The organism is Tsukamurella sputi (assembly GCF_007858445.1).
Lineage (GTDB): Bacteria > Actinomycetota > Actinomycetes > Mycobacteriales > Mycobacteriaceae > Tsukamurella > Tsukamurella sputi.
Map to the genome: position 1 here is coordinate 420,809 of NZ_VIGV01000004.1, position 21,240 is coordinate 442,048.

A 21,240-nucleotide genomic window follows, 5' to 3' on the forward strand; every position below is an offset into this window, starting at 1 on the left:
TGCGAACCTCCTCAGGTCCGCACCGTCTTTTCGCTGGCCGGGTACGGTGCGCCTCGTCCGGATGTCTTTCGCGACGCCGTCCAGGTTACTCGACCGTGTGCAATAGGCAAGTGCCGGTGACGAACCTGACCCGAGCACTACTGTGAGCGGCATGACTCGCGAACTGGTGTACACGGGATTCATCACGCTCGACGGGGTGGCCGATTCGCCCGGCGGAGCGGCGGAGGGGCATCGGAGCGGCGGCTGGGTGGCACGGCACGAGTTCGTGCCGGAGGCCTTCTCCCTGAAGGGCGAGGAACTGGGGGAGACCACGGCCCTGCTGTTCGGGCGACGCAGCTATGAGGCCTTCGGTGCCGTGTGGCCGCAGTCCGAGGACCACGCTGCCTACCGCGATCTGCCGAAGTACGTGGCCTCCACGACGATCGGGGAAGGTGATCTCGTCGACGGGTGGGGCGGTACCACCATCCTGCGGTCGGCGGAGGACGTTGCGGCCCTCAAGGAGACCGACGGAGGGGCCATCTTCATCCACGGCAGCCCCGAGCTCGCCCGGAACCTTGCGGACGCAGGCCTCATCGATCGCTACAACCTCCTCGTCTTCCCGTACCTCCTCGGCGCGGGCAAGAGCATCTTCGGCAGTGAGGACCGCGACGCGACCGCACTGCGCCTGCGGGAATCGCAGGCGTACCCCAATGGTGTACTCAAGGTGGTCTACGACGTGATTCGCCAACGCTGATGCGGGCAGCCCCCGTTGGCGGAACTTGCGTCTCGTGGACGCGTCCGTACCGTCGGGGGCATGTCCGATCTAGCTCTCCAGCTCAGTGAGAACGGACGACAGTGGCTGATCCACACGCCTCTCGAGATCGGCCTCTACGTCGTCCTGGCCATCGTGGTGCGGTACCTGCTGCACCGCGGCATCGACCGGCTCGTGCGGGGGAACCGCCGCGACGGGGACTCGGCCCCACGGCGATTCGGCCTCGGCAAGCTCAGGGGCAAGCTCGGCGGAGGTCGGCTTCCGGCCGTGCGGCGGCGCACCGTCGACGATCCGGGGAAGGCGCAACGCGATCGCGAGGCCCGGGCCCGGCGGGCGCAGCGCGCCGAGACCATCGGCTCGGTGCTCAAATCCGCTGTCTCCTTCCTCGTGCTGATCTGGGTGGTCATCCAGTCCCTCGCGATCCTCGGGGTGAACGTCGCGCCGCTCATCGCCTCCGCCGGTGTCGTGGGCGTGGCGCTGGGGTTCGGTGCGCAGAACCTGGTGCGGGACTTCATCTCCGGCATCTTCATGTTGATCGAGGATCAGTACGGCGTCGGCGACGTCGTGGACCTCGGGGAGGTCACGGGCACCGTCGAGACCGTGGGCATGCGGATCACCACGGTGCGCGATGTCCAGGGCACGCTCTGGTACGTGCGCAACGGCGAGATCATGCGGGTCGCCAATTTCAGTCAGGACTACGCCGTCGCCTTCCTCCAGTTGCCCATCTCGTACTCCGCCGATGTCGACCTCGCGTGCCGCGTCGCACTCGATGCGGCCCTGGAGGCGGTCGGCGAGGAGCCGCTGTCGGAGGACGTGCTGGGCGCGCCCGACATGTTGGGCGTCGACGGTGCCACCGCCGACCGGGTGAGCATCCGACTGACCGTGCGCGTCCGCGCGAACCGGCAGTGGGCGGTCGAGCGCGAACTGCGCCGTCGGATCCTGCGGGCCTTCGACGAGAACGACATCGCTCCGCCCTACCGCAGTGGGCTCCCGGTCGCTGCCGCGGCGGTGGATTGACCTGGGTGTCTCCCGGGACCGCCGCGGGGAAGGGACGATTCGGTCATCATGGACCGATGCGCAGCGTGACCTATTCACTGAGCACATCGGCGGACGGATACATCGTGGGGCCGGACGGGGCCTTCGACTGGTCGCAGCCCGACGAGGAGGTCTTCCGCTTCGCCACCGACGAGGTGCGCGGCCTGGATGTGCACCTGATGGGGCGCCGGCTGTACGAGACGATGCTGTACTGGGACACGGCCGAGCAGACGCAGCCGCTGGACGCCGACGAGCGCGTCTTCGCCGCGTTGTGGAAGGCACTGCCGAAGGTCGTCTTCTCCACCACTCTGACCGAGGTGCACGGCGCTAACACCCGCCTCGCCGACGGCGACCTGGCGGAGGAGATCGCGCGACTGCGTGCCGAACCGGGAGAGGGCAACATCGGCGTCGGCGGCGCGGGACTCGCGGCCGAGGCCGCGCGGCTCGGGCTCATCGACGAGTACCGCGTCCGCGTCTACCCCGTGCTGGTGGGCGGCGGCATTCCGTACTTCCCGCAGCAGGGCAGGGCCACCGCGCTGGAGCGCGTGGGAGGTCGGTCCTTCGCCTGTGGAGTGGATTTCGTCCACTACCGCGTGTTGCGCTGAGGCCGTCCGGCGGCCGTCAGCGCGAACAGGACGGCGCCGATCGCGAACCACGGCGTCCACACCGCAAGGCGCCAGTGCACGACGGACCAGTCGAAGTCGGCTGTGGTGTGCAGCACGCCGGCTTCCAGAAGCGCGTCCTGCAGTCCCGCAGTCACTGCTCTGAGGGTCAACGCCGCCGCCCCGACCCACAGCACGGTGAGCAAGAGACGCGGCGGAACTCGTCGACCGAACGAGAGCACCGTCGCCAGGCATGCGAGAGCCCCGACGATGCACACGATCGCGACACCCCACAGTCCGATCACCACGAAGAACGGCTGGTCGAGCAGTTTCAGGCTGCCCGTCGCCGCGACGAATCCGGCGCGTCCGCCGACGGCCCAGTACAGGTGCGCGCACGCGAACACCAGACACCACGCGGTGGCGAGATGAGCGCAGAGGCGATGTCGCCCGGGCCCGCTCGGAACGAGGTCGACGTTCGTGCGTTGCGTTGCCCTCATCGCCCGCCCTTTCGCGCCGCTACGGATTCAGTGAACCTGCCGAGGTCGGTGCGGTCAACGGGGACGGATCGGGGGGCACCGACTGGCGGCGGCTGAGCGATGTGCTGATGGCGTCGCGCCGGTGCTGACGGCTTCGGCTGTGTGGACAGTGAGGACGGTGCCCCCAGTCGGACTCGAACCGACACTGCGCGGATTTTAAGTCCGCTGCCTCTGCCAATTGGGCTATGGGGGCGCGAGAGGAAGCGTAGCGCGCGGCGCACCGTCGAACTTGTCAACATGCGTTGACAGCCCGACGGCGTCAACGTAGATTGACAGGCGTGAGCTCACCACCCACCCTCGTCGGATCGGCGGCGTCGGAGGACCCTGCACAGGGGCTCCGCGCCGTCGTCGCACTGCGGAAGCTGGCCGATCAACTCGAGGCCGTTCAGGTGGCCAACGCCAGGAGTCTCGGCTGGTCCTGGCAGGACATCGCAGAACACCTTGCGGTCAGTCGTCAAGCGGTGCACAAGAAGTACGGCTGACAGCCGGGATTGGACAGTCATGTTCGAGAGATTCAGCAAGCGCGCGCGGATGGCGGTGGTCGCTGCGCAGGAGGAGGCCCGCGACAACGGCGCCGACCGCATCACAGCGGTCCATCTCCTCCTCGGCGTCCTCGAGACGGCCGACGGGGCCTTCGCGGATGAGCTCGGCGGACTCGGGCTCACCGATGATGTCGTGCGGCTACGCGCCGAACGCATCATCACCGACCAGGACGTCGAGGATCTCAAGGGGATCGGGGTCGATGTCGCGGCGATCGCCGACGTCGTCTCCGAGCGGTTCGGCTTCGACATCCTGCGGCCCGTCCGCAAGCGCTTCCGCGCGGGCAACATCCCCTTCGACCCCGGCGCGAAGAAGTCGCTGCAACTCGCTCTGCGGGAGGCGGTCAGCCGCAAGGACCGCACCATCGACGGGGCGCACGTCCTCCTCGGAGTGCTGCGCAGCGACGATCCCGAGTCGGTGGCGGCGGTGGAGTCCGTCGTACCTCGTGGCGAACTGCGTCGGCGGCTCTACGACCTGCTGGATCGTTCCGCGGCATAAGCTTCCTGCACAACCATCAGGACATGGGTAAGCTGTTCGTAAAGACATCGCTGAAACCGGGAACGCAACCGCGGACTCGATCGTTGAACAGTACGTACAGGTGCACGACCAGGGAAAGGACCCCACGGTGCGCGAGAGCAGCAACCCGATCTTCCGCGGGCTGACCAAGGACACCCGCCAGCAGGCGCCCGCGGGCTACCCGCAGCAGGGATATCCCCAGCAGGGCTACGGTCAGCAGCAGGGATACCCGCAGGGCATGAACCTGGGTATGGGTGCCGCCGGCGCCGCCCAGGGCATGCAGTTCCAGCAGTACCAGCAGCCGCCGCAGGCCCCGTACCAGCAGGGCACCGGCTCCGGCGTCATGACCATCGACGACGTGGTCACCAAGACTGCGGCCACGCTCGGCGTGCTCATCGCCTTCGCCGTCGCGGCGTACGCGCTTGTCGCCGGCGGCATCGTCGGCCCGATGCCGCTGCTGCTGGTCGGTGGCATCGGCGGCTTCGTGCTTGTGATGATCGCCAGCTTCGGGCGCAAGCAGGACAACCCGGCCATCGTGCTGTCGTACGCTGCGCTCGAGGGGCTGTTCGTCGGCTCCATCTCGTTCGTCTTCGCGAACTTCATGGTCAGCGGTGTCAGTGCAGGGGCTCTGATCGGCCAGGCGGTGCTCGCTTCGATCGGCGTCTTCATCGGCATGCTGGTGGTCTACAAGACCGGCGCCATCCGCGTCACCCCGCGTTTCACCCGCATGCTCTTCGCGGCGATGATCGGCGTGGTCGTGCTTGCCCTCGGCAACATGGTGCTCGCGCTGGTGACCGGTGGTGAGTCGAACCCGCTGCGCGGCGGCGGCACCATCGCGATCATCTTCTCGCTGGTCTGCATCGCGATCGCGGCGTTCAGCTTCCTGCTGGACTTCGACCAGGCTGATCAGCTGATCCGGGCGGGCGCACCGTCGAAGGCGGCGTGGGGCGTGGCCCTCGGCCTGACCGTCACGCTGGTCTGGCTGTACGTCGAGATCCTGCGCCTGCTGAGCTACTTCTACAGCAGCGACTAGTCGCAACGTTCCGAACGCCCCGCAGCCCCGGTTGCGGGGCGTTCGGCGTTCGAGGGATCAGTCGCGGCGCAGGGCGCGGGAGAGGCGGACCGTCAGGCGGTTCGCATCCGCGGCCTCGGAGACCTCCGGCGGCGAGGGGAGCGGGCCGTGCCACTCGCCCAGGGCCGACAGCACCTCGGGGAGCAGCAGACGCGCCGCGAGCTCGTAGCCCGCGGCCGACGGGTGGAAGTTGTCCGGGGAGAACATGCGCTCGGGTGCCTCCAGGAACTCGGGCGTCAGGGTGTCGGCGAAGGGCACCGGATGGCCGCCCGCGGCCAGCACGTGCGCGCGCTGCCTCGCCGCGAGTTGAAGTCCGTACGTGCGGATCACCGACCGCAGCGGCTGCGGGATGGCCTGCACCACGCCGATGTCGGGGCACGTGCCCACCACGACCTCCGCGCCGGCGCCGCGCAACTGCGCCACCGCCGCGCCCAGGCGGCGCGCCGAGGGCTCGATCGAGTTGAGCGCGGTCACGTCGTTCGCGCCGACGATGATCACCGCGACATCCGGGATCTGCTTCGCGATGAACGCGGCCTCGATCTGCGCTGCCAGCCCCTTCGACGTCGCACCCACGATCGCCTTCACCGCCAGCCGCACCGTCCGGCCCGTCTCCGCGACCACGCCGCGCGCGAGCAGTACGCCGGGGGTGTGCTCGGCATCGTCGACCCCGAGGCCCGCGGCCGTCGAATCCCCGAAGACCATCAGGCTCACGTCCGCGGGATGGCCGGGCCCGGGGCGCTCCACCTCGTCGGTGCCGGGGGAGTAGACGCCGTCCTTCGACGGTGCCTTGTCGGTGCGATGGGGGATGACGGTACGCGCCGTCTTCGCCTGCTTGGTGAGCAGCGCGTACGCGCCCCACGTGGCTCCGGCGCCGCCGACGGCGGCGGCCGAGGTGTACAGCGCGTCACGGGCGAACCGGTTTCGGGAGTACCCCATGCCACCAATCTAGACGCGCACGTGCGGACCGGCCGTGAGGCGGCGCGGGCGGTTCTGGGACGATGGAGTCATGCGTATCGCAGGACACGTCAGCGAACTGATCGGCGACACCCCACTGGTGCGATTGAATTCGGTGGTGACGCCCGGATCAGGGCTGGTCGCGGCCAAGATCGAGTACCTCAACCCCGGCGGGTCCAGCAAGGACCGGATCGCGGTGAAGATGATCGACGCCGCGGAGAAGTCGGGGGAGCTGAAGCCCGGCGGCACCATCGTCGAGCCGACCTCCGGCAACACCGGCGTGGGTCTCGCGATCGTCGCGCAGCAGCGCGGCTACAAGTGCGTCTTCGTCTGCCCGGACAAGGTCAGCGAGGACAAGCGCAACGTGCTCAAGGCCTACGGCGCCGAGGTCGTCGTGTGCCCGACCGCCGTCGCGCCCGAGCACCCGGACTCGTACTACAACGTCTCCGACCGCCTCACCCGCGAGATCCCCGGCGCGTGGAAGCCGAACCAGTACTCCAACCCCAACGGACCGGCCTCGCACTACGAGACCACCGGCCCGGAGATCTGGCGCGACACCGAGGGCAAGATCACCCACTTCGTCGCGGGTGTGGGCACCGGCGGCACCATCACCGGCACCGGCCGCTACCTCAAGGAGGTTTCGGGCGGCAAGGTCAAGGTGGTCGGCGCGGACCCCGAGGGCTCCGTGTACTCGGGCGGCACCGGCCGGCCGTACCTCGTCGAGGGCGTGGGTGAGGACTTCTGGCCCACCGCCTACGACCCCGACATCCCCGACGAGATCATCGCCGTCTCCGACGCCGACTCCTTCGAGATGACCCGCCGCCTGGCACGCGAGGAGGGCCTGCTCGTCGGCGGCTCCTGCGGCATGGCCGTCGTCGCCGCACTGCGCGTCGCCGAGCGCGATCCGGACGCCGTCGTCGTCGTGCTCCTGCCCGACGGTGGCCGCGGCTACCTGTCGAAGATCTTCAACGACAAGTGGATGTCGAGCTACGGCTTCCTGCGCGCGCCGCTCGACCCCAACGAGCAGGAGTCCCTCGTCGGCGACATCCTGCGCGGCAAGAAGGGCGAGCTGCCCGATCTGGTGCACACCCACCCGTCGGAGACGATCCGCGACGCGATCGAGATCCTCGCCGAGTACAACGTCTCGCAGATGCCCGTCGTGGGCGCCGAGCCGCCGATCATGGCGGGCGAGGTCGCGGGAGCCGTCACCGAGCGAGAGCTGCTCTCCGCCGTCTTCGAGGGCCGCGCCGAGCTCGCCGATCCGGTCAGCAAGCACATGGGGCCCGCGTTCCCGCTGATCGGTGCGGGCGAGCCGCTCTCGGCGGCCAACGCCGCGCTCCGCGAGTCCGACGCGCTCATGGTGATCGACGACGGCAAGCCCGTCGGCGTGATCACCCGGCACGACGTGCTGAACTTCCTCTCCCACGGCAAGTAGAAAGGGCCTGCACCATGAGTGAGCAGAAGAGCGCCGTCGACAAGCATGCGGCGCAGGGTTTCTCGACCCGCGCGATCCACGCCGGCTATGAGCCCGATCCGCTGACCGGCGCCGTGAACGTGCCGATCTACGCCAGCTCCACCTTCGCCCAGGACGGCGTCGGCGGCATGCGCGGCGGCTTCGAGTACGCCCGCACCGGCAACCCGACCCGTCGCGCCTACGAGGCCAACCTCGCCGCGATCGAGGAGGGCACTTTCGGCCGCGGCTTCGCCTCCGGCATGGCCGCCACCGACTGCCTGCTCCGCGCCGCCCTGCGCCCGGGCGATCACCTCGTGATCCCCGACGACGCCTACGGCGGCACCTTCCGGCTCATCGACAAGGTCTTCTCGCAGTGGGGGATCGAGCACACCCCTGCACCGATCACCGACGTCGACGCCGTGCGCGCCGCGATCCGGCCCAACACCAAGCTGGTGTGGATCGAGACGCCGACGAATCCGCTGCTCAACATCGGCGACATCGCCGCGCTCGCCGAGGTGGCGCACGAGGGCGGCGCCAAGCTGGTGGTGGACAACACCTTCGCCAGCCCCTACCTGCAGACCCCGCTCAGCCTCGGCGCCGACGTGGTGCTGCACTCGGTGACCAAGTACCTCGGCGGGCACAGCGACACCGTCGGCGGTGCGCTGGTGACAAACGACGAGCAGCTCGACACCGACTTCGCCTTCCTGCAGAACGGGGCGGGCGCGGTGCCCGGCCCGTTCGACGTCTACCTCGCCCTGCGGGGCATCAAGACGCTCGGCGTGCGCATGGACCGGCACTGCGACAACGCGGAGCGGGTCGTCGAGTTCCTCGCCTCGCGCCCCGAGGTGTCGACGGTGCTGTACCCGGGTTTGGAGAGCCACCCGAACCACGCCGTCGCGGCCAAGCAGATGAAGCGCTTCGGCGGCATGATCTCGGTGCGCCTGGCCGGCGGGCGCGAGGCGGCGCAGCGGTTCTGCGCGCGGACCGAGATCTTCACCCTGGCGGAATCGCTCGGCGGCATCGAGTCGCTCATCGAGCACCCCGCCGCCATGACGCACGCCTCGACCGCCGGCTCGCAGCTGGAGGTCCCCGAGGATCTGGTGCGGCTGTCCGTCGGCATCGAGGACATCGGCGATCTCATCGCCGACCTGGAGAACGCGTTCAGCTGACGCCGCAGTCACGACGCTTCGTTCCGGACGCCCGCTCCCCACTGGGAGCGGGCGTCCCGCGTGTTGCAGCAGAGGGGGTGCCCGCTCGACCGCGGGAGCCTCACTCCCGGTGGGGAGCGGCGGTCACGCCGCGTAACGACTCGGTCACCATCTGAACCTTCGACTTCCCCTTCAGGGTTCGTGGGACTAAAGTGGCGCTTGTTGTAGAAAGTGACACAAGTGGCTGGAGTGAGTTCTTGAGGCCGAAGCAGAGCCGGAAGGTCCGCAACTACGCGGTGGCGGGGAGTGCCCTCGTGATCGCCGCTGCCGTGGCGGTCGGATGCGGCGTGACCGGCGGCGATACGAACCGTCTCGGGTCGAGTCTCACGTTCGACCCGCTGCCGTCGGCACCGTCGGGCGCCTCCGCCGCACCGAGCGCCGGCGTCAACCCCGGCGCGCTGCCCGCGGGGCAGACCACCGTCGCACCCTCGCCCCAGGCGCCGGCGACGATGACCGTCGTCGTGCCGCCCCCGAACGCGCCGGCCAAGCCGCAGCCCGCGACGGGACCGACGGGCCCCGCGGTTCCACCCGCGCCCACCACTCCGGCCGGCGCCGGTGCCGCGAACCGGGACGGCGCACCGTCGGGCCAGGGCGGTGGCGCCACCTCCGTGCCGCAGGCCGCAGCGACGTCGGTGACCAAGCCCGTGTACCTGCCCGACGGTAGCGTCGACTGCGCGAAGAGCAAGTGCGTCGCGCTCACCTTCTCCGGCGGTCCCGGACCGGTGACCAGGCAGTTCCTCCAGGTTCTCGACAGTCACGCCGCGAAGGGCACGTTCTTCGTCACCGGCGCGCAGGTGAGCCTGAATCCCGACATCATGACCGCGATCGCGGGCACGGGGAACGAGGTCGCGAACGGCACGTGGACGCAGCCGGACATGACGACGCTCTCGGATGCCGACGCAGCAGCCCAGCTGCAGCAGACCAATGACGCGATCCGCACCTCGGTGGGCAGCGCGCCGACGCTGTTCCGCCCGATGGGCGGGCACAGCTCGCCGACCGTCGTCGACGCGGGCAAGCGGCTGGGCCTGACCCAGATCCTGTGGGACCTGGACTCGATGGACTACAACTACCAGGGCAATCCCGACGGTCTGACGCAGGTGCTGTTGAAGGTCAAGCCCGGGCAGATCGTGATGCTGCACGACACCTTCATCTCGTCGGCGACGGCGCTCGACCGCACGATGACGCAGCTCGCGGACCAGGGCTACGCCTTCGTCACCGTCAGCCAGCTGTTGCGCAGCCGGGCCGGATAGCCGCCCCGGTACGCGAAAGCGGGCCCGTCCGATCGGATGGGCCCGCTTGTCGCTGCGCTGGAGACTAGGAGTGGTAGGGCTCCGCGCTGACCAGCGTGACCTTGACGGTGGCGCCACTGGGGATCGTGTACTCGCGCGTCTCGCCGACCTTGGCGTCGATGAGCGCGGCGCCGAGCGGCGAGCTGGGGGAGTAGACCTCGAGGCCGCCGTCCTGGCCGGAGTCCTCGCGGGTGGCGATGAGGAAGGTCTCGGTGTCCTTCTCGTCGCCGTCGTAGTACACCTTCACGACCGAGCCGGGGAGCGCGACACCCGACTGGGTGGGGGCCTCGCCGACCTTGGCGTTGTTGAGCAGCTCCTGCAGCTGGCGGATGCGCGCCTCCTGCTGGCCCTGCTCCTCACGCGCAGCGTGGTAGCCGCCGTTCTCCTTGAGATCGCCCTCTTCGCGACGCTCGTTGATCTCGGCGGCGATGACGGGGCGGTTGGCGATCAGCGCGTCCAACTCGTTCTTGAGGCGCTCGTGGGACTCGGGGGTCAACCACGTCACCTGAGTGTCCGTCATATCGTTCGTCCTTCGTCGTAGTCGGCACGGCCCGCTGCGGGGTGTCCCTCCACAGCCGGCCGGCCCCGGAACGGTACCCGGGGCCCGTAAATGCAGCAATACACGGCTCCATGCGGAACCGTGTATCCGCTGATTCTAGCATGGGAAACGGAATGGGGTGTTCCGTTCAGGCCGCCGACAGTGCCTGCTGGTAGGTGGGCTCGCGCCGCTTGAGGAAGGCGCACAGGGCGTAGCTCAGCGGCATGATCACGATCTCGACCAGCGTCTTCCAGACGAAGCCGAGGATCAGGTAGTTCAGGAACTGTCCCGGGCTGGTGAATCCGAGCGCGGGCGCCGCGATCGAGCAGAAGACGAGGGTGTCGAAGAACTCGCCGACCACCGTGGAGCCGAGGAGGCGCGACCAGAGGTGTTTTTCGCCGGTCCAGGCCTTCATCCGCACCAGGACCCACGAGTTCATGAACTCGCCCACGAGGTAGCCGGCCAGGCCCGCGATCAGGAAGCGGGGCACGACGCCGGCGACGGTCTTGAAGGCCGCGTCGTTGGGCCAGTCCGGGGCGGGCGGCAGCAGCGTGGTGATCCAGAAGCACAGGGCTGCGAGCGCCAGGATCGCGAAGCCGGTGAGGATCACCCTGCGCATGGCGCGGAAGCCGTAGACCTCGGAGATCACGTCGCCGAGGACGTAGGCGAGGGGGAAGAGGTAGAAGGCGCCGTCGGTGGCGATGCCGTCGACCCGGAGGCCGAGGATCTCGACGTGCAGCGACGGAGCGAACAACACGGCCTTCGTGCCCGTGATGTTGCTGATGATCATGACGCCGACGAACAGTCCGACGAGCATCGGGAAGTAGTAGCTGGAAACCGTGGCGAACGCCGGCCGCGCGCGGACGCGGACCGGCTGCCCAGACTTCGGGGCGGGGGAGTTGTCAGTGCTCACGCACGGTCAAGATACGCGGGCACGTCCGTCCCGCAACCGAAGACGTCGCCCACGGCGGGCGGTTCGGTGGTGCGCACCTCGCTGGTGACCACGATGACCGGTTCCGTCGACGGGGCCACGTAGAACTCGCGCCGGCCGATCTCGTCGCCCGCCTTGTTCTTGGCGTAGACGATGCAGCTGACGGCCTGCGCCGGATCCGTGCGGGTGACGGTGACCTGCACATCCACCGCCGAATCGGACAGGATCTTGTATCCGGCCGTCTCGCCGGTGACCGGCTGCCGCGAGAACTTCTGGTAGCCCATCCACGCGAGTCCGACGCCCAGGATCACGACCACGACCAAGCCGATGATGCCGATGCGACGGGCGCGGGCGGGATCGCGCTCGTCGGGGTAGCGATCGGAGGGGCGGACGGGGGCGGTCGACATGCTTCCATCGAAGCACACCCGGCGCGGCGCGCCGTCGGCCGATCGTGGAACACTGGGGGCATGACCGGATACCGCCTCCTCGCCGTTCACGCGCACCCGGACGACGAGTCGAGCAAGGGCGCCGCCACGATGGCGCGGTACGCGGCCGAGGGGAACGACGTGCTGGTCGCGACGTTCACGGGCGGCGAACGGGGCGACATCCTCAACCCGGCGATGGACGTCGCGGGCGTCAAGGACCGGCTGCCCGAGGTGCGCCGCGAGGAGATGGCGAAGGCCGCCGCGATCCTGGGCGTGGAGCACCGCTGGCTCGGCTTCGTCGACTCCGGCCTGCCGGAGGGGGATCCGCTGCCGCCACTGCCGGACGGATGTTTCGCGCTGGAGCCCGTCGAGGTCCCGACGGAGACGCTGGTGCGCCTGATCCGCGAGTTCCGCCCGCACGTGATGATCACGTACGACGAGAACGGCGGCTACCCGCACCCCGACCACATCATGACCCACACCGTCTCGATGGCGGCGTACGAGGCGGCGGCGGATCCGGAGCAGTTCCCCGATGCCGGTGAGCCCTGGCAGATCTCGAAGGTCTACTACAGCCACGGCTTCCTGCGCGGCAAGTTCCAGGCCTTCGCGGACGAGTTCGAGAAGAACGGTCTCGAGAACCCCTACACCGAGTGGCTCGCCCGGTGGAAGGACGAGAAGAACGACATGATGGCCCGCGTGACCACGCAGGTCGAGTGCGGTGAGTTCTTCCCCGTCCGCGACGACGCGTTGCGCGCGCACGCCACCCAGATCGACCCCAACGGCCCCTTCTTCGCGGTGCCGATGGAGTGGCAGCAGCGCCTGTGGCCGACGGAGGAGTACGAGTTGGCGAAGACCACGGTGAGCAGCAGGATGCCCGAGAAGGACCTGTTCAGCGGGATCGAGAAGTGATGAGCCCCCTCCTCCAGCTGGCCGGCGACGTGGCGATCCTCGCGCAGGACCCGCAGAAGCCCAAGGGGCCCGAGTTCGGTAAGTCCGGCCCCCTCGGCCTCGCCGTGATCGTCGCGCTCCTGGCGGTGACCTTCCTGCTCATCCGGTCCATGAACAAGCACGTCAAGAACCTTCCCGAGTCCTTCGACGACGAGGCGCCCGGCGAGGGCGACGAGGCCGGCGGCACCGAACACCGTGCGATCGACGGTGCGGCGAGCGACGGGGCCTCCGTCCCGCGGTCCGATGGTGCGCCGTCGTCCGGCCCGGAGGCCGACCCGCCGAAGTAGGCGGAGTGCGGAGGATCCCATGACGGCGAAGCGGAAGAAGCGCGGCGGCATCTGGATCCTCGTCCACTTCCTGCTGTGTTGCGCGTACTACGGCGTCACCGCCGCGCTCGGCATGGGCGCCTACGTGCTCTTCCGGCTCGCGTGGCCCCGGCTCTGGAGTACCGCCGCGACCGCGGAGTTCGCTGGAGGGGTCGCCCTGTGCATCGTCGCCCTGGTCGTCTTCATCGTGGTTCCGGGCCGGATCGAGCGGCTCACGGGCCGGGAGGTCAGCGGCGTCGACGGTTCGGGTGCCTCGATGGGCGACTTCTAGACTGCTACTCGCCGGTAACCTGCTCACAGCGACCTCCCAGGACGGGGGCCGGATCCATCCAGTTCCGGCCGCGAGGGTGGTGCCGTGAAGTACATGACTCCGCGGCGCTGGGCCGTGACCGCACTCCTCGCCGCCACGGCACTGCTGTACTGCTGGAACCTGTCGATCAACGGTTACGGCAACGAGTTCTACGCCGCGGCGGCGCAGGCGGGCGGGCTGAACTGGAAGGCCTGGCTGTTCGGCTCGCTCGACCCGGGCAACGTCATCACCGTCGACAAGCCGCCCGCCGCGCTCTGGGTGACCGGCCTGTTCGTCCGCGTGTTCGGTCTCTCGTCCTGGTCGATCCTGCTGCCGCAGGCGCTGATGGGCGTCGGCACCGTCGGGCTGGTCTACCTGACGACCCGGCGGCTGCTCGCCGCGCTCCCGGAACGGATCGCCACGGGTGGGGCGCTGCTCGCGGGCGCCGTGTGCGCGCTGACCCCGGCCGCGGTCCTGATCTTCCGGTTCAACAACCCCGACGCCCTGCTGGTGCTGCTGATGACCGCGGCCGCGTACTGCACGGTCCGGGCGTGCCAGGCGTCGTCGTGGCGGTGGCTCGTCGCCTGCGGCGCGCTGCTGGGATTCGCCTTCCTCACCAAGATGCTCCAGGGGTTGCTGGTGCTGCCCGGGTTCGGCCTCGCCTACCTGCTGTTCGCCCGGACCCCATGGCTCCGGCGCGCCCGCGACCTCGCCCTGGGCCTGGTGGCGGTGGTGGTCTCGTCCGGCTGGTACGTGCTGCTCACTGTGCTGTGGCCCGCGTCCTCGCGCCCGTACATCGGCGGGTCGAAGGACGGGACCTTCATGGACCTCGTGCTCGGCTACAACGGCCTGGCGCGGATCGTCGGCTCGGACGCCTCGGGAGGGCCGGGCGGCGGGAGCCCCGGCGGGAACGGGGCCACGGGAACGTCCTTCGGCGGCACTCCGAGTCTCGCGCGCCTGTTCAGCAACGAGTTCGGCAACGAGATCTCCTGGCTACTGCCCGCTGCGCTGCTCGTGCTGGTGATCGGGCTGGTGCTCGTGGCGCGCCGGCGCCTGGGGCGTGACCTCGCACTCGGCCTGACGGTCTTCGGCACCTGGCTCGTGGTGACCGGAGTGGTCTTCTCGTACATGAGCGGCACGGTGCACCCGTACTACACCGTCGCGCTCGCACCGGCGATCGCCGTGCTGGTGGGCGGCGGGGCTGCCGTCGCGTGGAACCGCAGGTCGACGGTGCCGGGCACCCTCGCGCTCGCCGGGCTGCTCGTCGCCGCGGGCGGCTGGGGCGTGATCCGCGCGTGGCGGACCGGGTACGCGTGGCCCGCGATCGGGTTCGTCGTGGGAGCGCTGACGGTTCTCGGCGTCGTCGCGCTGGTCCTCACCCGCCGCGGGGGTCGACGCGCGGTCGCAGCCGCGTTGGTGCTGGCGCTCCTCGGCGGCGGCGTGGCGACCGCGGCCTACTCCGTCTCGACGGCGGGCACCGCGCACAGCGGCGGTATCCCGACGGCGGTGCGGACGGCGAAGTCGGGGAGCGGTTTCGGCGGTTTCGGCGGTGGTCCGGGTAGCGACCGCGGTGGCCGGGTGGAGCCCTTCGCGCAGCGGGGCGCGGCGGCGCCGGACGGGGCACCGTCGAGCGAGGGGGCCGGAGCGGAGAGCGGCGCGGATGGTCCGGGTGGCGGGAGCAGGTCCACCACCGAGCTCGTCGCGCTGCTGAAGGGGACGAGCACGCAGTGGGCGGCAGCCGTGAGCGGCGCACAGAGCCAGGGGGCACTGCAGCTGAATTCCGGCCGGCCGGTGATCGCCCTCGGAGGATTCACCGGCTCGGACCCCGCGCCGACACTGGCGCAGTTCCAGCAGTGGGTGAAGGACGGGAAGATCTCGTACTACATCGCCTCCGGCGGGTTCCGCCCCGGCGGCGGGAAGTCCGAGATCCAGAGCTGGGTGGAGAAGAACTTCACCGCCACGAAGATCGGGAGTGCGACGGTCTACACGCTGGTGACGTAGTCATGGCTCACGCATCGAACGGCAGTAGTCGGAATGTCGCGCCGCCGTCGAGTGGCTTGATCGCGCGGAAGTGACGGTGGTCGACGGTGAACAGGTCGAGTGTCCGGAAGTCCTATGCGTGGACGCTCTTCACCGGCCGGCCGAGCGCGGGTGAGACGTCGAGCCCTGGTCTCGGAGCCGCACGGGTTCGGCTCCCGGGGGTGTGGGGGCATGATGGAAATCATGAACCGTCTCGGCGCGTCCACCAGTCCGTACCTGCGCCAGCACGCCGACAATCCTGTGCACTGGCAGGAGTGGTCCGAGGCCGCGCTGGCGGAGGCGGCCGAGCGCGACGTGCCGATCCTGCTCTCGATCGGCTACGCGGCGTGCCACTGGTGCCACGTGATGGCGCACGAGTCCTTCGAGAACGAGGCCATCGCGGAGCAGATGAACGCCGGCTTCGTCTGCATCAAGGTCGACCGCGAGGAGCGCCCCGACCTCGACGCGATCTACATGAACGCCACCGTCGCCATGACGGGTCAGGGCGGCTGGCCGATGACCTGCTTCCTGACCCCGTCCGGCGAGCCCTTCTACTGCGGCACCTACTACCCGCCCGAGCCGCGGAACGGTCAGGCGAGCTTCCCGCAGCTCCTCGAGGCCATCACCGACACCTGGCGCGACCGGCGCGACGAGGTGGGCCGCGTTTCCGGACAGGTGGCCGCACACCTGCGGCAGGCCTCCTCCGGCCTGCCCGACGGTGCCGCCCCCTCCGCCGCGGACCTGGCCGCGGCAGTGCGCGCGATCTGCGCCGACGAGGACCCGTCGGGCGGCTTCGGCCGCGCCCCGAAGTTCCCGCCGTCGGCCACGCTCGAGGCGCTGCTGCGGCACCACGAGCGCACCGGCGACCCGGCCTCCTACGGCGTGGCGCTGCGGTGCGCCGAGGCGATGGCGCGCGGCGGCATCTACGACCAGCTGGGCGGGGGCTTCGCCCGGTACGCCGTGGACGCCGACTGGGTGGTGCCGCACTTCGAGAAGATGTTGTACGACAACGCGCTTCTGCTGCGGTTCTACGCGCACCTCAGCCGGCGCACCGGCTCGCCGTTGGCGCTGCGCGTCGCGGACGAGACCGCCGACTTCCTGGTCCGCGATCTCGGGGTCGAGGGCGGGGGCCTGGCGTCCTCGCTCGACGCGGACACCGTGGTCGACGGGCACGGTGTGGAGGGCGCCACGTACGTATGGACCTCGGACCAGCTCGTCGAGGCGCTCGGCGAGGCCGACGGTACTTGGGCCGCGGAGGTTTTCGCGGTCACGCCGGGCGGTACGTTCGAGCACGGTACGTCGACCCTGCAGCTGCGCGGCGAGCCCGATCCCGTGCGGCTCGCCGATGTCCGGCGGCGGCTCTTCGAAATGCGTTCACGCCGTCTGCAACCGGGCCGCGACGACAAGGTCGTGACCGTGTGGAACGGCCTCGCGATCACGGCCTTGGCGGAGGCGGGCCGGGTCGACGATGCTGAGGCCGTCGCGCGGTACGTCCTCGGAACCCATTGGGACGGTGATCGATTGCGCCGTAGCTCGCTCGGCGGCGCGGTGGGGGAGGTCGACGGGATGCTGGAGGACTACGCCGCGCTGGTCACAGGCCTCCTGGCGCTCCTGCAGCGAACGGGTGGAACCGAGTGGGACGCAGCCGCGGCCGCGATCCTGGACGCGGCGATCACCCGCTTCTCCGACCCGGACGAGGCCGGGAGCTGGTACGACGCACCGTCGGACGGGGAGCGGCTGCTGACCCGCCCGCGCGACCCGGCGGACGGCGCCACCCCGGCCGGCGCGAGCCTGATCGCCGAGGCGCTCACCTATGCGGAGGCGCTGCTCGGGGAGCGCTACGCGACGCTCGCCGCCGCGACCCGCGCGCGCTCGGGCGAGCTGATCCGGCGCGTGCCGCGCGGCGCGGGGCATCACCTCGCGGTCGCGGAGCAGGCGGCGGCCGGCCTGCAGATCGCCGTCGCCGACGGGGCGGGCGCCGCCGCGCTCGTGGCGGAGGCGCGGCGACTGGCGCCCGGCGGCGCGGTGATCCTGGCCGGAGCGAAGGATGCGCATCCGCTGCTCGCAGGCCGCGGCCCCGTCGACGGGCGGGCGGCGGCGTACGTGTGCCGGGGATCCGTGTGCTCGCTGCCGATCATCGACGGGGAGACGCTCGCCACAGAGCTCGCGCCGTAGCTGTGCTATGTTCGGCTCGTGGGTATGAACGCGTATTGGCGCTTTACCGAGGCTCCGGGTGGAGCCGTCGGTGAGGCGCGTGTGCGCTAGTACCGAACAGCAACCCGGAGCCCGAAGGCAGCGATCAACTCGCTGCCTTTTTCTATGGCACCGGGACTCTCGCCTGGTGTCGACTACCAGGAAGAGAAGTCAGATGACCATCGAACTCGACGACCCGGCGTCCACTTCGAACCGGCGCGTGCGGGCCTTCCACGCGATCCCCTCGCCCGCGCAACTGCGCGACGAGCTGCCGCTCGCACCCCGTCTGGCGGCCCAGGTCGAGGCCGACCGCGCCGCGGTGGCCGATGTGATCGCGGGCCGTGACCAGCGACTCCTCGTCGTGGTGGGCCCTTGCTCCGTGCACGATCCGGAGGCCGCGCTCGACTACGCCCGGCGGCTCAAGCCGATCGCGGACGAGCTGGCCGACCAGCTGCTGATCGTGATGCGCGTGTACTTCGAGAAGCCGCGCACCACTGTCGGGTGGAAGGGCCTGATCAACGACCCCGGGATGGACGAGTCCTACGACGTGCCCCGTGGCCTGCGCACCGCACGGCGGCTGCTGCTGGACATCCTGGAGATCGGCCTGCCCGTGGGCTGTGAGTTCCTCGAGCCGACCAGCCCGCAGTACATCGCCGACACGGTCGCCTGGGGCGCGATCGGCGCCCGCACGACCGAATCGCAGGTGCACCGCCAGCTCGCCTCCGGACTGTCCATGCCGATCGGTTTCAAGAACGCGACCGACGGCAACGTCTCCGTCGCGATCGACGGGGTGCAGGCCGCCGCGGCGCGACACGTCTTCTTCGGCACCGACGACGACGGCGCCGCCGCTGTGGTCGAAACCGTGGGTAACGAGAACTGCCACGTCATCCTGCGCGGCGGCCGCGGCGGTCCGAACTTCGACGCGGCCTCCGTCACCGCCGCCGTCGGGGCGCTCGAGAAGGCGGGCCTGGCACCGTCGCTGATGGTGGACTGCTCGCACGCGAACTCCGGGAAGGACTATGTGCGGCAGGCCGAGGTCGCCCGGGAGATCGCCGGCCGCATCGCCGCAGGTGAGAAGGGCGTCTCCGGTGTCATGCTGGAGTCCTTCCTCGTCGCGGGTGCGCAGCAGCCCGGCCCCGGCCCGCTGGTCTACGGCCAGTCGGTGACCGACAAGTGCATGGATTTCGGCACCACTGACGCCGTCCTGCACGACCTGGCGGCCGCGCTGCGCTGAAGCGCGTTCCGAGATTCGGGTTCTACGGCGGTCCGAGGCGGAATCCGGGTGCGGACCGCCGGAATCCCGGAGTTTCGGGACGGAGGTAGGTTGATCGTCGTGGCGATCACACCGGATTCCAAGGACTGGACGTGGGTCATCGAGCGGCCCTGCGTGGACTGCGGATTCGATCCCGCGACCGTGCGTCGGGCCGATGTCGCCGATCGCATCGCGCGGTCGGCGATCGGCTGGGAGGTCGCGCTGGCGAGGCCGGATGCGACGGTCCGCCCGGACGAGCACACGTGGTCGGTGCTTGAATACGGCTGCCACCTGCGCGACGTGCACCGGATCATGCGTGAGCGCCTGCTACTGATGCTGGCGCAGGACGGCGCGGCCTTCGCGAACTGGGACCAGGACGCGACGGCGGTCGAGGACGCCTACGGCGAGCAGGACCCCGGTGTTGTCGCGGGCGAGCTGGCGACGGAGGCGACGTCGTTCGCGGACGCGTACCGCACCGTCAGCGACGGGGACTGGGTGCGGACGGGCCTGCGTTCCAACGGATCCGCGTTCACCGTGGAGTCGTTCGCCGTGTACGCGCTGCACGATTTGGAACACCACCGCGTGGACGTGGGGCTCGCGCCCCGCCCCGGCGACTGAGCACGATCCCCGCCAGAACGACGAGGCCGCCCACGGGCTGGTTCCACGCCGGTCGTTCGCCGAGCACGGCGGTGCCGAGGAGCACGCCCACCACTGGCGTCAGGTAGGTCACCGACGCCGCGGCGGCGGCACCCCACGCCGCCACGATGTTCGTGTTCCACAGGTACGCCAGCCCCGTCCCCACGGCGCCGAGTCCCAGCATCGCGAGCGCCACTCGGGGCGTCGCGGTGACGGTGTGCCGGTCGACCGCGAGCGCGTACGCGGCGATCGCGACTGCGCCGATGCCCACCTGGTACAAGGCCACCGACGACGCGGGTAGGGCGAGGGGTGTGACGAACCGCCGCAGGTGGACGAAGGCGACGCCGTAGCTCGCTGTCGCCGCCAGGCACGCGAGCTGCCCGGCGACCGATCCCGCGGTGCCCGAGGCGGCGGGCGCGAGCACGAGCACCACGCCCGCGAACCCGACCGCCAGCCCCAGTAGTTGATTCCGCGTCGGTCGCTCGGACCGGAGCGCCACGCAGGTCACCAGCACCGTCATCAGCGGCGTCGTCGCGTTGATGATGCTCGCCAGTCCCGAGTCGATCCGCTGCTCCGCCCAGCCGAACAGAGTGAACGGAATGACGCACAGCGTGAGCGAGACCACGGTGATGTGCGCGACCGCCCGCGGATCGCGGATCCGCGGCGCGCGCACTGCGATCGCGATCCCGGCGAGGACGACCGCGCCGATCGTCATCCGCGCGGCGGTGACCTGCACGGGGGAGAGGCCGGTGAGGCCCTCCTTGATGAACAGGAAGCTGGAGCCCCACGCCAGGGCGAGGGCCGTGAATTGCAGAGGGACGGTGCGCACCCGACGATTCCACCGCCGATGACGGCGCACCGCTGGCGGTAAACGGCCACGTCGCTCGGGCCTCGGCCCGACGGCACGTGGTGCGCGGCGATACGGTGAGAGCCCATTCGATCGAGGAACCAGGAGCAACCATGGCCGAAATCGCCGTCGTCACCGGAGCGAGCAGCGGGATCGGGGCCGCCACCGCCCGGCACCTGGTGCGCGCCGGGTTCGACGTGGTCATCGGAGCCCGCCGCGTGGAGCGGCTGGAGGCGCTCAAGACCGACTTGGAGGCGCAGCACCCCGAGCGGATCGTGACGGCGCTGCCGCTCGACGTCTCGGATCCCGCGTCGGTGAAGGCCTTCACCGACGCCATCGAGAAGGTCGACGTGCTGGTCAACAACGCGGGCGGCGCCCTCGGCGTGGACCGTATCGAGACCGCCGACGAGGCCGACTGGTCCCGCATGTACGACATCAACGTGCTGTCGATCCTGCGCATGGTGCAGGCGCTGCTGCCGAAGTTGCGTGCCTCGCCGGCGGCGAGCGTCGTGACCATCGGTTCGGTCGCGTCGACCGAGGCCTACGAGACCGGCGCCGGCTACAACGCCGCGAAGTTCGGCGCGCGCGCCGTGACCCGCGTGCTCCGCCTCGAGCTCAAGGGCGAGCCGATCCGCGTCATCGAGATCGACCCCGGCATGGTCGAGACCGAGTTCTCCGTGGTCCGCCTGGGCGGAGACGCCGAGGCCGCGGGCAAGATCTACCAGGGAGTGGACCACCTCGTCGCCGACGACATCGCCGATGCCGTGACCTGGACCGTCACCCGCCCGCCGCACGTGAACATCGACTACATCCAGATCATGCCGCGCGATCAAGTCGCGGCCCGCAACGTGCACCGGCGTACCTAACGATCAGCGCGATT

Annotated in this window: 23 protein-coding genes, 1 tRNA gene and 1 riboswitch; of the genes, 17 read left to right on the top strand and 7 right to left on the bottom strand. The window is 70.0% G+C overall.

Going from position 1 to position 21,240, the window contains the following annotated elements; genetic code table 11:
- Positions 1-16 precede the first annotated feature (16 nt).
- Positions 17-80, bottom strand: a riboswitch (guanidine-III (ykkC-III) riboswitch).
- A gap of 71 nt (positions 81-151) precedes the next feature.
- From FK268_RS14965 to FK268_RS14975, 3 genes are read left to right on the top strand one after another with little or no spacing between them, the layout of a single operon-like run.
- Positions 152-733 carry a dihydrofolate reductase family protein gene (locus FK268_RS14965; protein ID WP_146435414.1) on the top strand — a complete coding sequence of 194 codons (582 nt, stop codon included), beginning with the start codon at positions 152-154 and terminating at the stop codon, positions 731-733.
- A gap of 60 nt (positions 734-793) precedes the next feature.
- Positions 794-1,768: a mechanosensitive ion channel family protein gene (locus tag FK268_RS14970; RefSeq protein WP_146435416.1), complete on the top strand. Its 975-nt coding sequence runs from the start codon at positions 794-796 to the stop codon at positions 1,766-1,768.
- Positions 1,769-1,824: 56 nt separating this feature from the next.
- Positions 1,825-2,391, top strand: a complete 567-nt coding sequence (locus tag FK268_RS14975; RefSeq protein ID WP_146435418.1) for a dihydrofolate reductase family protein — start codon at positions 1,825-1,827, stop codon at positions 2,389-2,391.
- Here FK268_RS14975 and FK268_RS14980 read toward each other — a convergent pair.
- Positions 2,373-2,885 (bottom strand): DUF3995 domain-containing protein, encoded by a 513-nt coding sequence (locus FK268_RS14980; protein ID WP_146435420.1) that lies wholly within the window; start codon positions 2,883-2,885, stop codon positions 2,373-2,375. The genes FK268_RS14975 and FK268_RS14980 overlap by 19 nt on opposite strands.
- 158 nt (positions 2,886-3,043) lie before the next feature.
- Positions 3,044-3,117, bottom strand: a tRNA-Leu gene (locus FK268_RS14985).
- 85 nt (positions 3,118-3,202) lie between these two features.
- Here FK268_RS14985 and FK268_RS14990 point away from each other — a divergent pair.
- From FK268_RS14990 to FK268_RS15000, 3 genes are all read left to right on the top strand, one after another.
- Positions 3,203-3,406 carry an RNA polymerase subunit sigma-70 gene (locus FK268_RS14990; protein WP_193560290.1) on the top strand — a complete coding sequence of 68 codons (204 nt, stop codon included), beginning with the start codon at positions 3,203-3,205 and terminating at the stop codon, positions 3,404-3,406.
- Between the two features lie 19 nt (positions 3,407-3,425).
- Positions 3,426-3,962, top strand: coding sequence for a Clp protease N-terminal domain-containing protein (locus FK268_RS14995; protein WP_146435424.1), 537 nt, complete (start codon positions 3,426-3,428; stop codon positions 3,960-3,962).
- A 127-nt stretch (positions 3,963-4,089) separates the two neighbouring features.
- Positions 4,090-5,013 (top strand): Bax inhibitor-1/YccA family protein, encoded by a 924-nt coding sequence (locus tag FK268_RS15000; protein WP_146435876.1) that lies wholly within the window; start codon positions 4,090-4,092, stop codon positions 5,011-5,013.
- A 57-nt stretch (positions 5,014-5,070) separates the two neighbouring features.
- Here the strand turns inward: FK268_RS15000 and FK268_RS15005 are convergent, their stop codons facing one another.
- Entirely contained in the window at positions 5,071-5,988 is a 918-nt protein-coding gene (locus tag FK268_RS15005) for an SGNH/GDSL hydrolase family protein (RefSeq protein WP_146435426.1), read from the bottom strand.
- 70 nt (positions 5,989-6,058) lie between these two features.
- On the opposite strand from FK268_RS15005, the gene FK268_RS15010 reads away from it, so the two are divergent.
- The 3 genes from FK268_RS15010 (at position 6,059) to FK268_RS15020 (ending at position 9,917) form a co-directional block, all read left to right on the top strand.
- Complete coding sequence (locus tag FK268_RS15010) at positions 6,059-7,441, top strand: cystathionine beta-synthase (protein WP_146435428.1); 1,383 nt, start codon at positions 6,059-6,061, stop codon at positions 7,439-7,441.
- Between the two features lie 14 nt (positions 7,442-7,455).
- On the top strand, positions 7,456-8,628 hold the full coding sequence (locus tag FK268_RS15015) for a cystathionine gamma-synthase (RefSeq protein ID WP_146435430.1): 1,173 nt from the start codon (positions 7,456-7,458) through the stop codon (positions 8,626-8,628).
- A 236-nt stretch (positions 8,629-8,864) separates the two neighbouring features.
- The gene (locus tag FK268_RS15020) at positions 8,865-9,917 is read left to right on the top strand and encodes a polysaccharide deacetylase family protein (RefSeq protein WP_146435432.1); all 1,053 of its coding nucleotides are present in this window, start codon (positions 8,865-8,867) and stop codon (positions 9,915-9,917) included.
- Between the two features lie 64 nt (positions 9,918-9,981).
- Here the strand turns inward: FK268_RS15020 and greA are convergent, their stop codons facing one another.
- The 3 genes from greA to FK268_RS15035 form a co-directional block, all read right to left on the bottom strand.
- Complete coding sequence (gene greA, locus FK268_RS15025; protein WP_146435434.1) at positions 9,982-10,476, bottom strand: transcription elongation factor GreA; 495 nt, start codon at positions 10,474-10,476, stop codon at positions 9,982-9,984.
- Positions 10,477-10,642: 166 nt separating this feature from the next.
- Positions 10,643-11,407: a queuosine precursor transporter gene (locus tag FK268_RS15030; protein ID WP_231707093.1), complete on the bottom strand. Its 765-nt coding sequence runs from the start codon at positions 11,405-11,407 to the stop codon at positions 10,643-10,645.
- A complete protein-coding gene (locus FK268_RS15035; protein ID WP_146435436.1) occupies positions 11,404-11,832 on the bottom strand; it encodes a DUF4307 domain-containing protein in 429 nt (142 codons plus the stop codon). The genes FK268_RS15030 and FK268_RS15035 overlap by 4 nt, the downstream gene beginning before the upstream one ends.
- Before the next feature lie 60 nt (positions 11,833-11,892).
- On the opposite strand from FK268_RS15035, the gene mca reads away from it, so the two are divergent.
- From mca to FK268_RS15070, 7 genes are all read left to right on the top strand, one after another.
- A complete protein-coding gene (mca, locus tag FK268_RS15040; RefSeq protein WP_146435438.1) occupies positions 11,893-12,759 on the top strand; it encodes a mycothiol conjugate amidase Mca in 867 nt (288 codons plus the stop codon).
- On the top strand, positions 12,759-13,085 hold the full coding sequence (locus tag FK268_RS15045) for a hypothetical protein (protein WP_193560291.1): 327 nt from the start codon (positions 12,759-12,761) through the stop codon (positions 13,083-13,085). The genes mca and FK268_RS15045 overlap by 1 nt, the downstream gene beginning before the upstream one ends.
- A gap of 19 nt (positions 13,086-13,104) precedes the next feature.
- Entirely contained in the window at positions 13,105-13,395 is a 291-nt protein-coding gene (locus FK268_RS15050; protein WP_146435440.1) for a hypothetical protein, read from the top strand.
- Positions 13,396-13,488: 93 nt separating this feature from the next.
- Positions 13,489-15,414 carry an ArnT family glycosyltransferase gene (locus tag FK268_RS15055; protein ID WP_231707110.1) on the top strand — a complete coding sequence of 642 codons (1,926 nt, stop codon included), beginning with the start codon at positions 13,489-13,491 and terminating at the stop codon, positions 15,412-15,414.
- 222 nt (positions 15,415-15,636) lie between these two features.
- Entirely contained in the window at positions 15,637-17,607 is a 1,971-nt protein-coding gene (locus FK268_RS15060) for a thioredoxin domain-containing protein (protein ID WP_438695993.1), read from the top strand.
- Positions 17,608-17,800: 193 nt separating this feature from the next.
- Positions 17,801-18,859, top strand: coding sequence for a 3-deoxy-7-phosphoheptulonate synthase (locus FK268_RS15065; protein WP_146435443.1), 1,059 nt, complete (start codon positions 17,801-17,803; stop codon positions 18,857-18,859).
- Between the two features lie 99 nt (positions 18,860-18,958).
- The gene (locus FK268_RS15070; RefSeq protein ID WP_146435445.1) at positions 18,959-19,495 is read left to right on the top strand and encodes a DinB family protein; all 537 of its coding nucleotides are present in this window, start codon (positions 18,959-18,961) and stop codon (positions 19,493-19,495) included.
- Here FK268_RS15070 and FK268_RS15075 read toward each other — a convergent pair.
- Complete coding sequence (locus FK268_RS15075; protein WP_146435447.1) at positions 19,407-20,372, bottom strand: DMT family transporter; 966 nt, start codon at positions 20,370-20,372, stop codon at positions 19,407-19,409. The two genes, FK268_RS15070 and FK268_RS15075, sit on opposite strands and share 89 nt — an antisense overlap.
- Positions 20,373-20,473: 101 nt before the next feature.
- Between FK268_RS15075 and FK268_RS15080 the strand changes: the two genes are divergently transcribed.
- Entirely contained in the window at positions 20,474-21,226 is a 753-nt protein-coding gene (locus FK268_RS15080) for an SDR family NAD(P)-dependent oxidoreductase (protein ID WP_146435449.1), read from the top strand.
- Positions 21,227-21,240 lie beyond the last annotated feature (14 nt).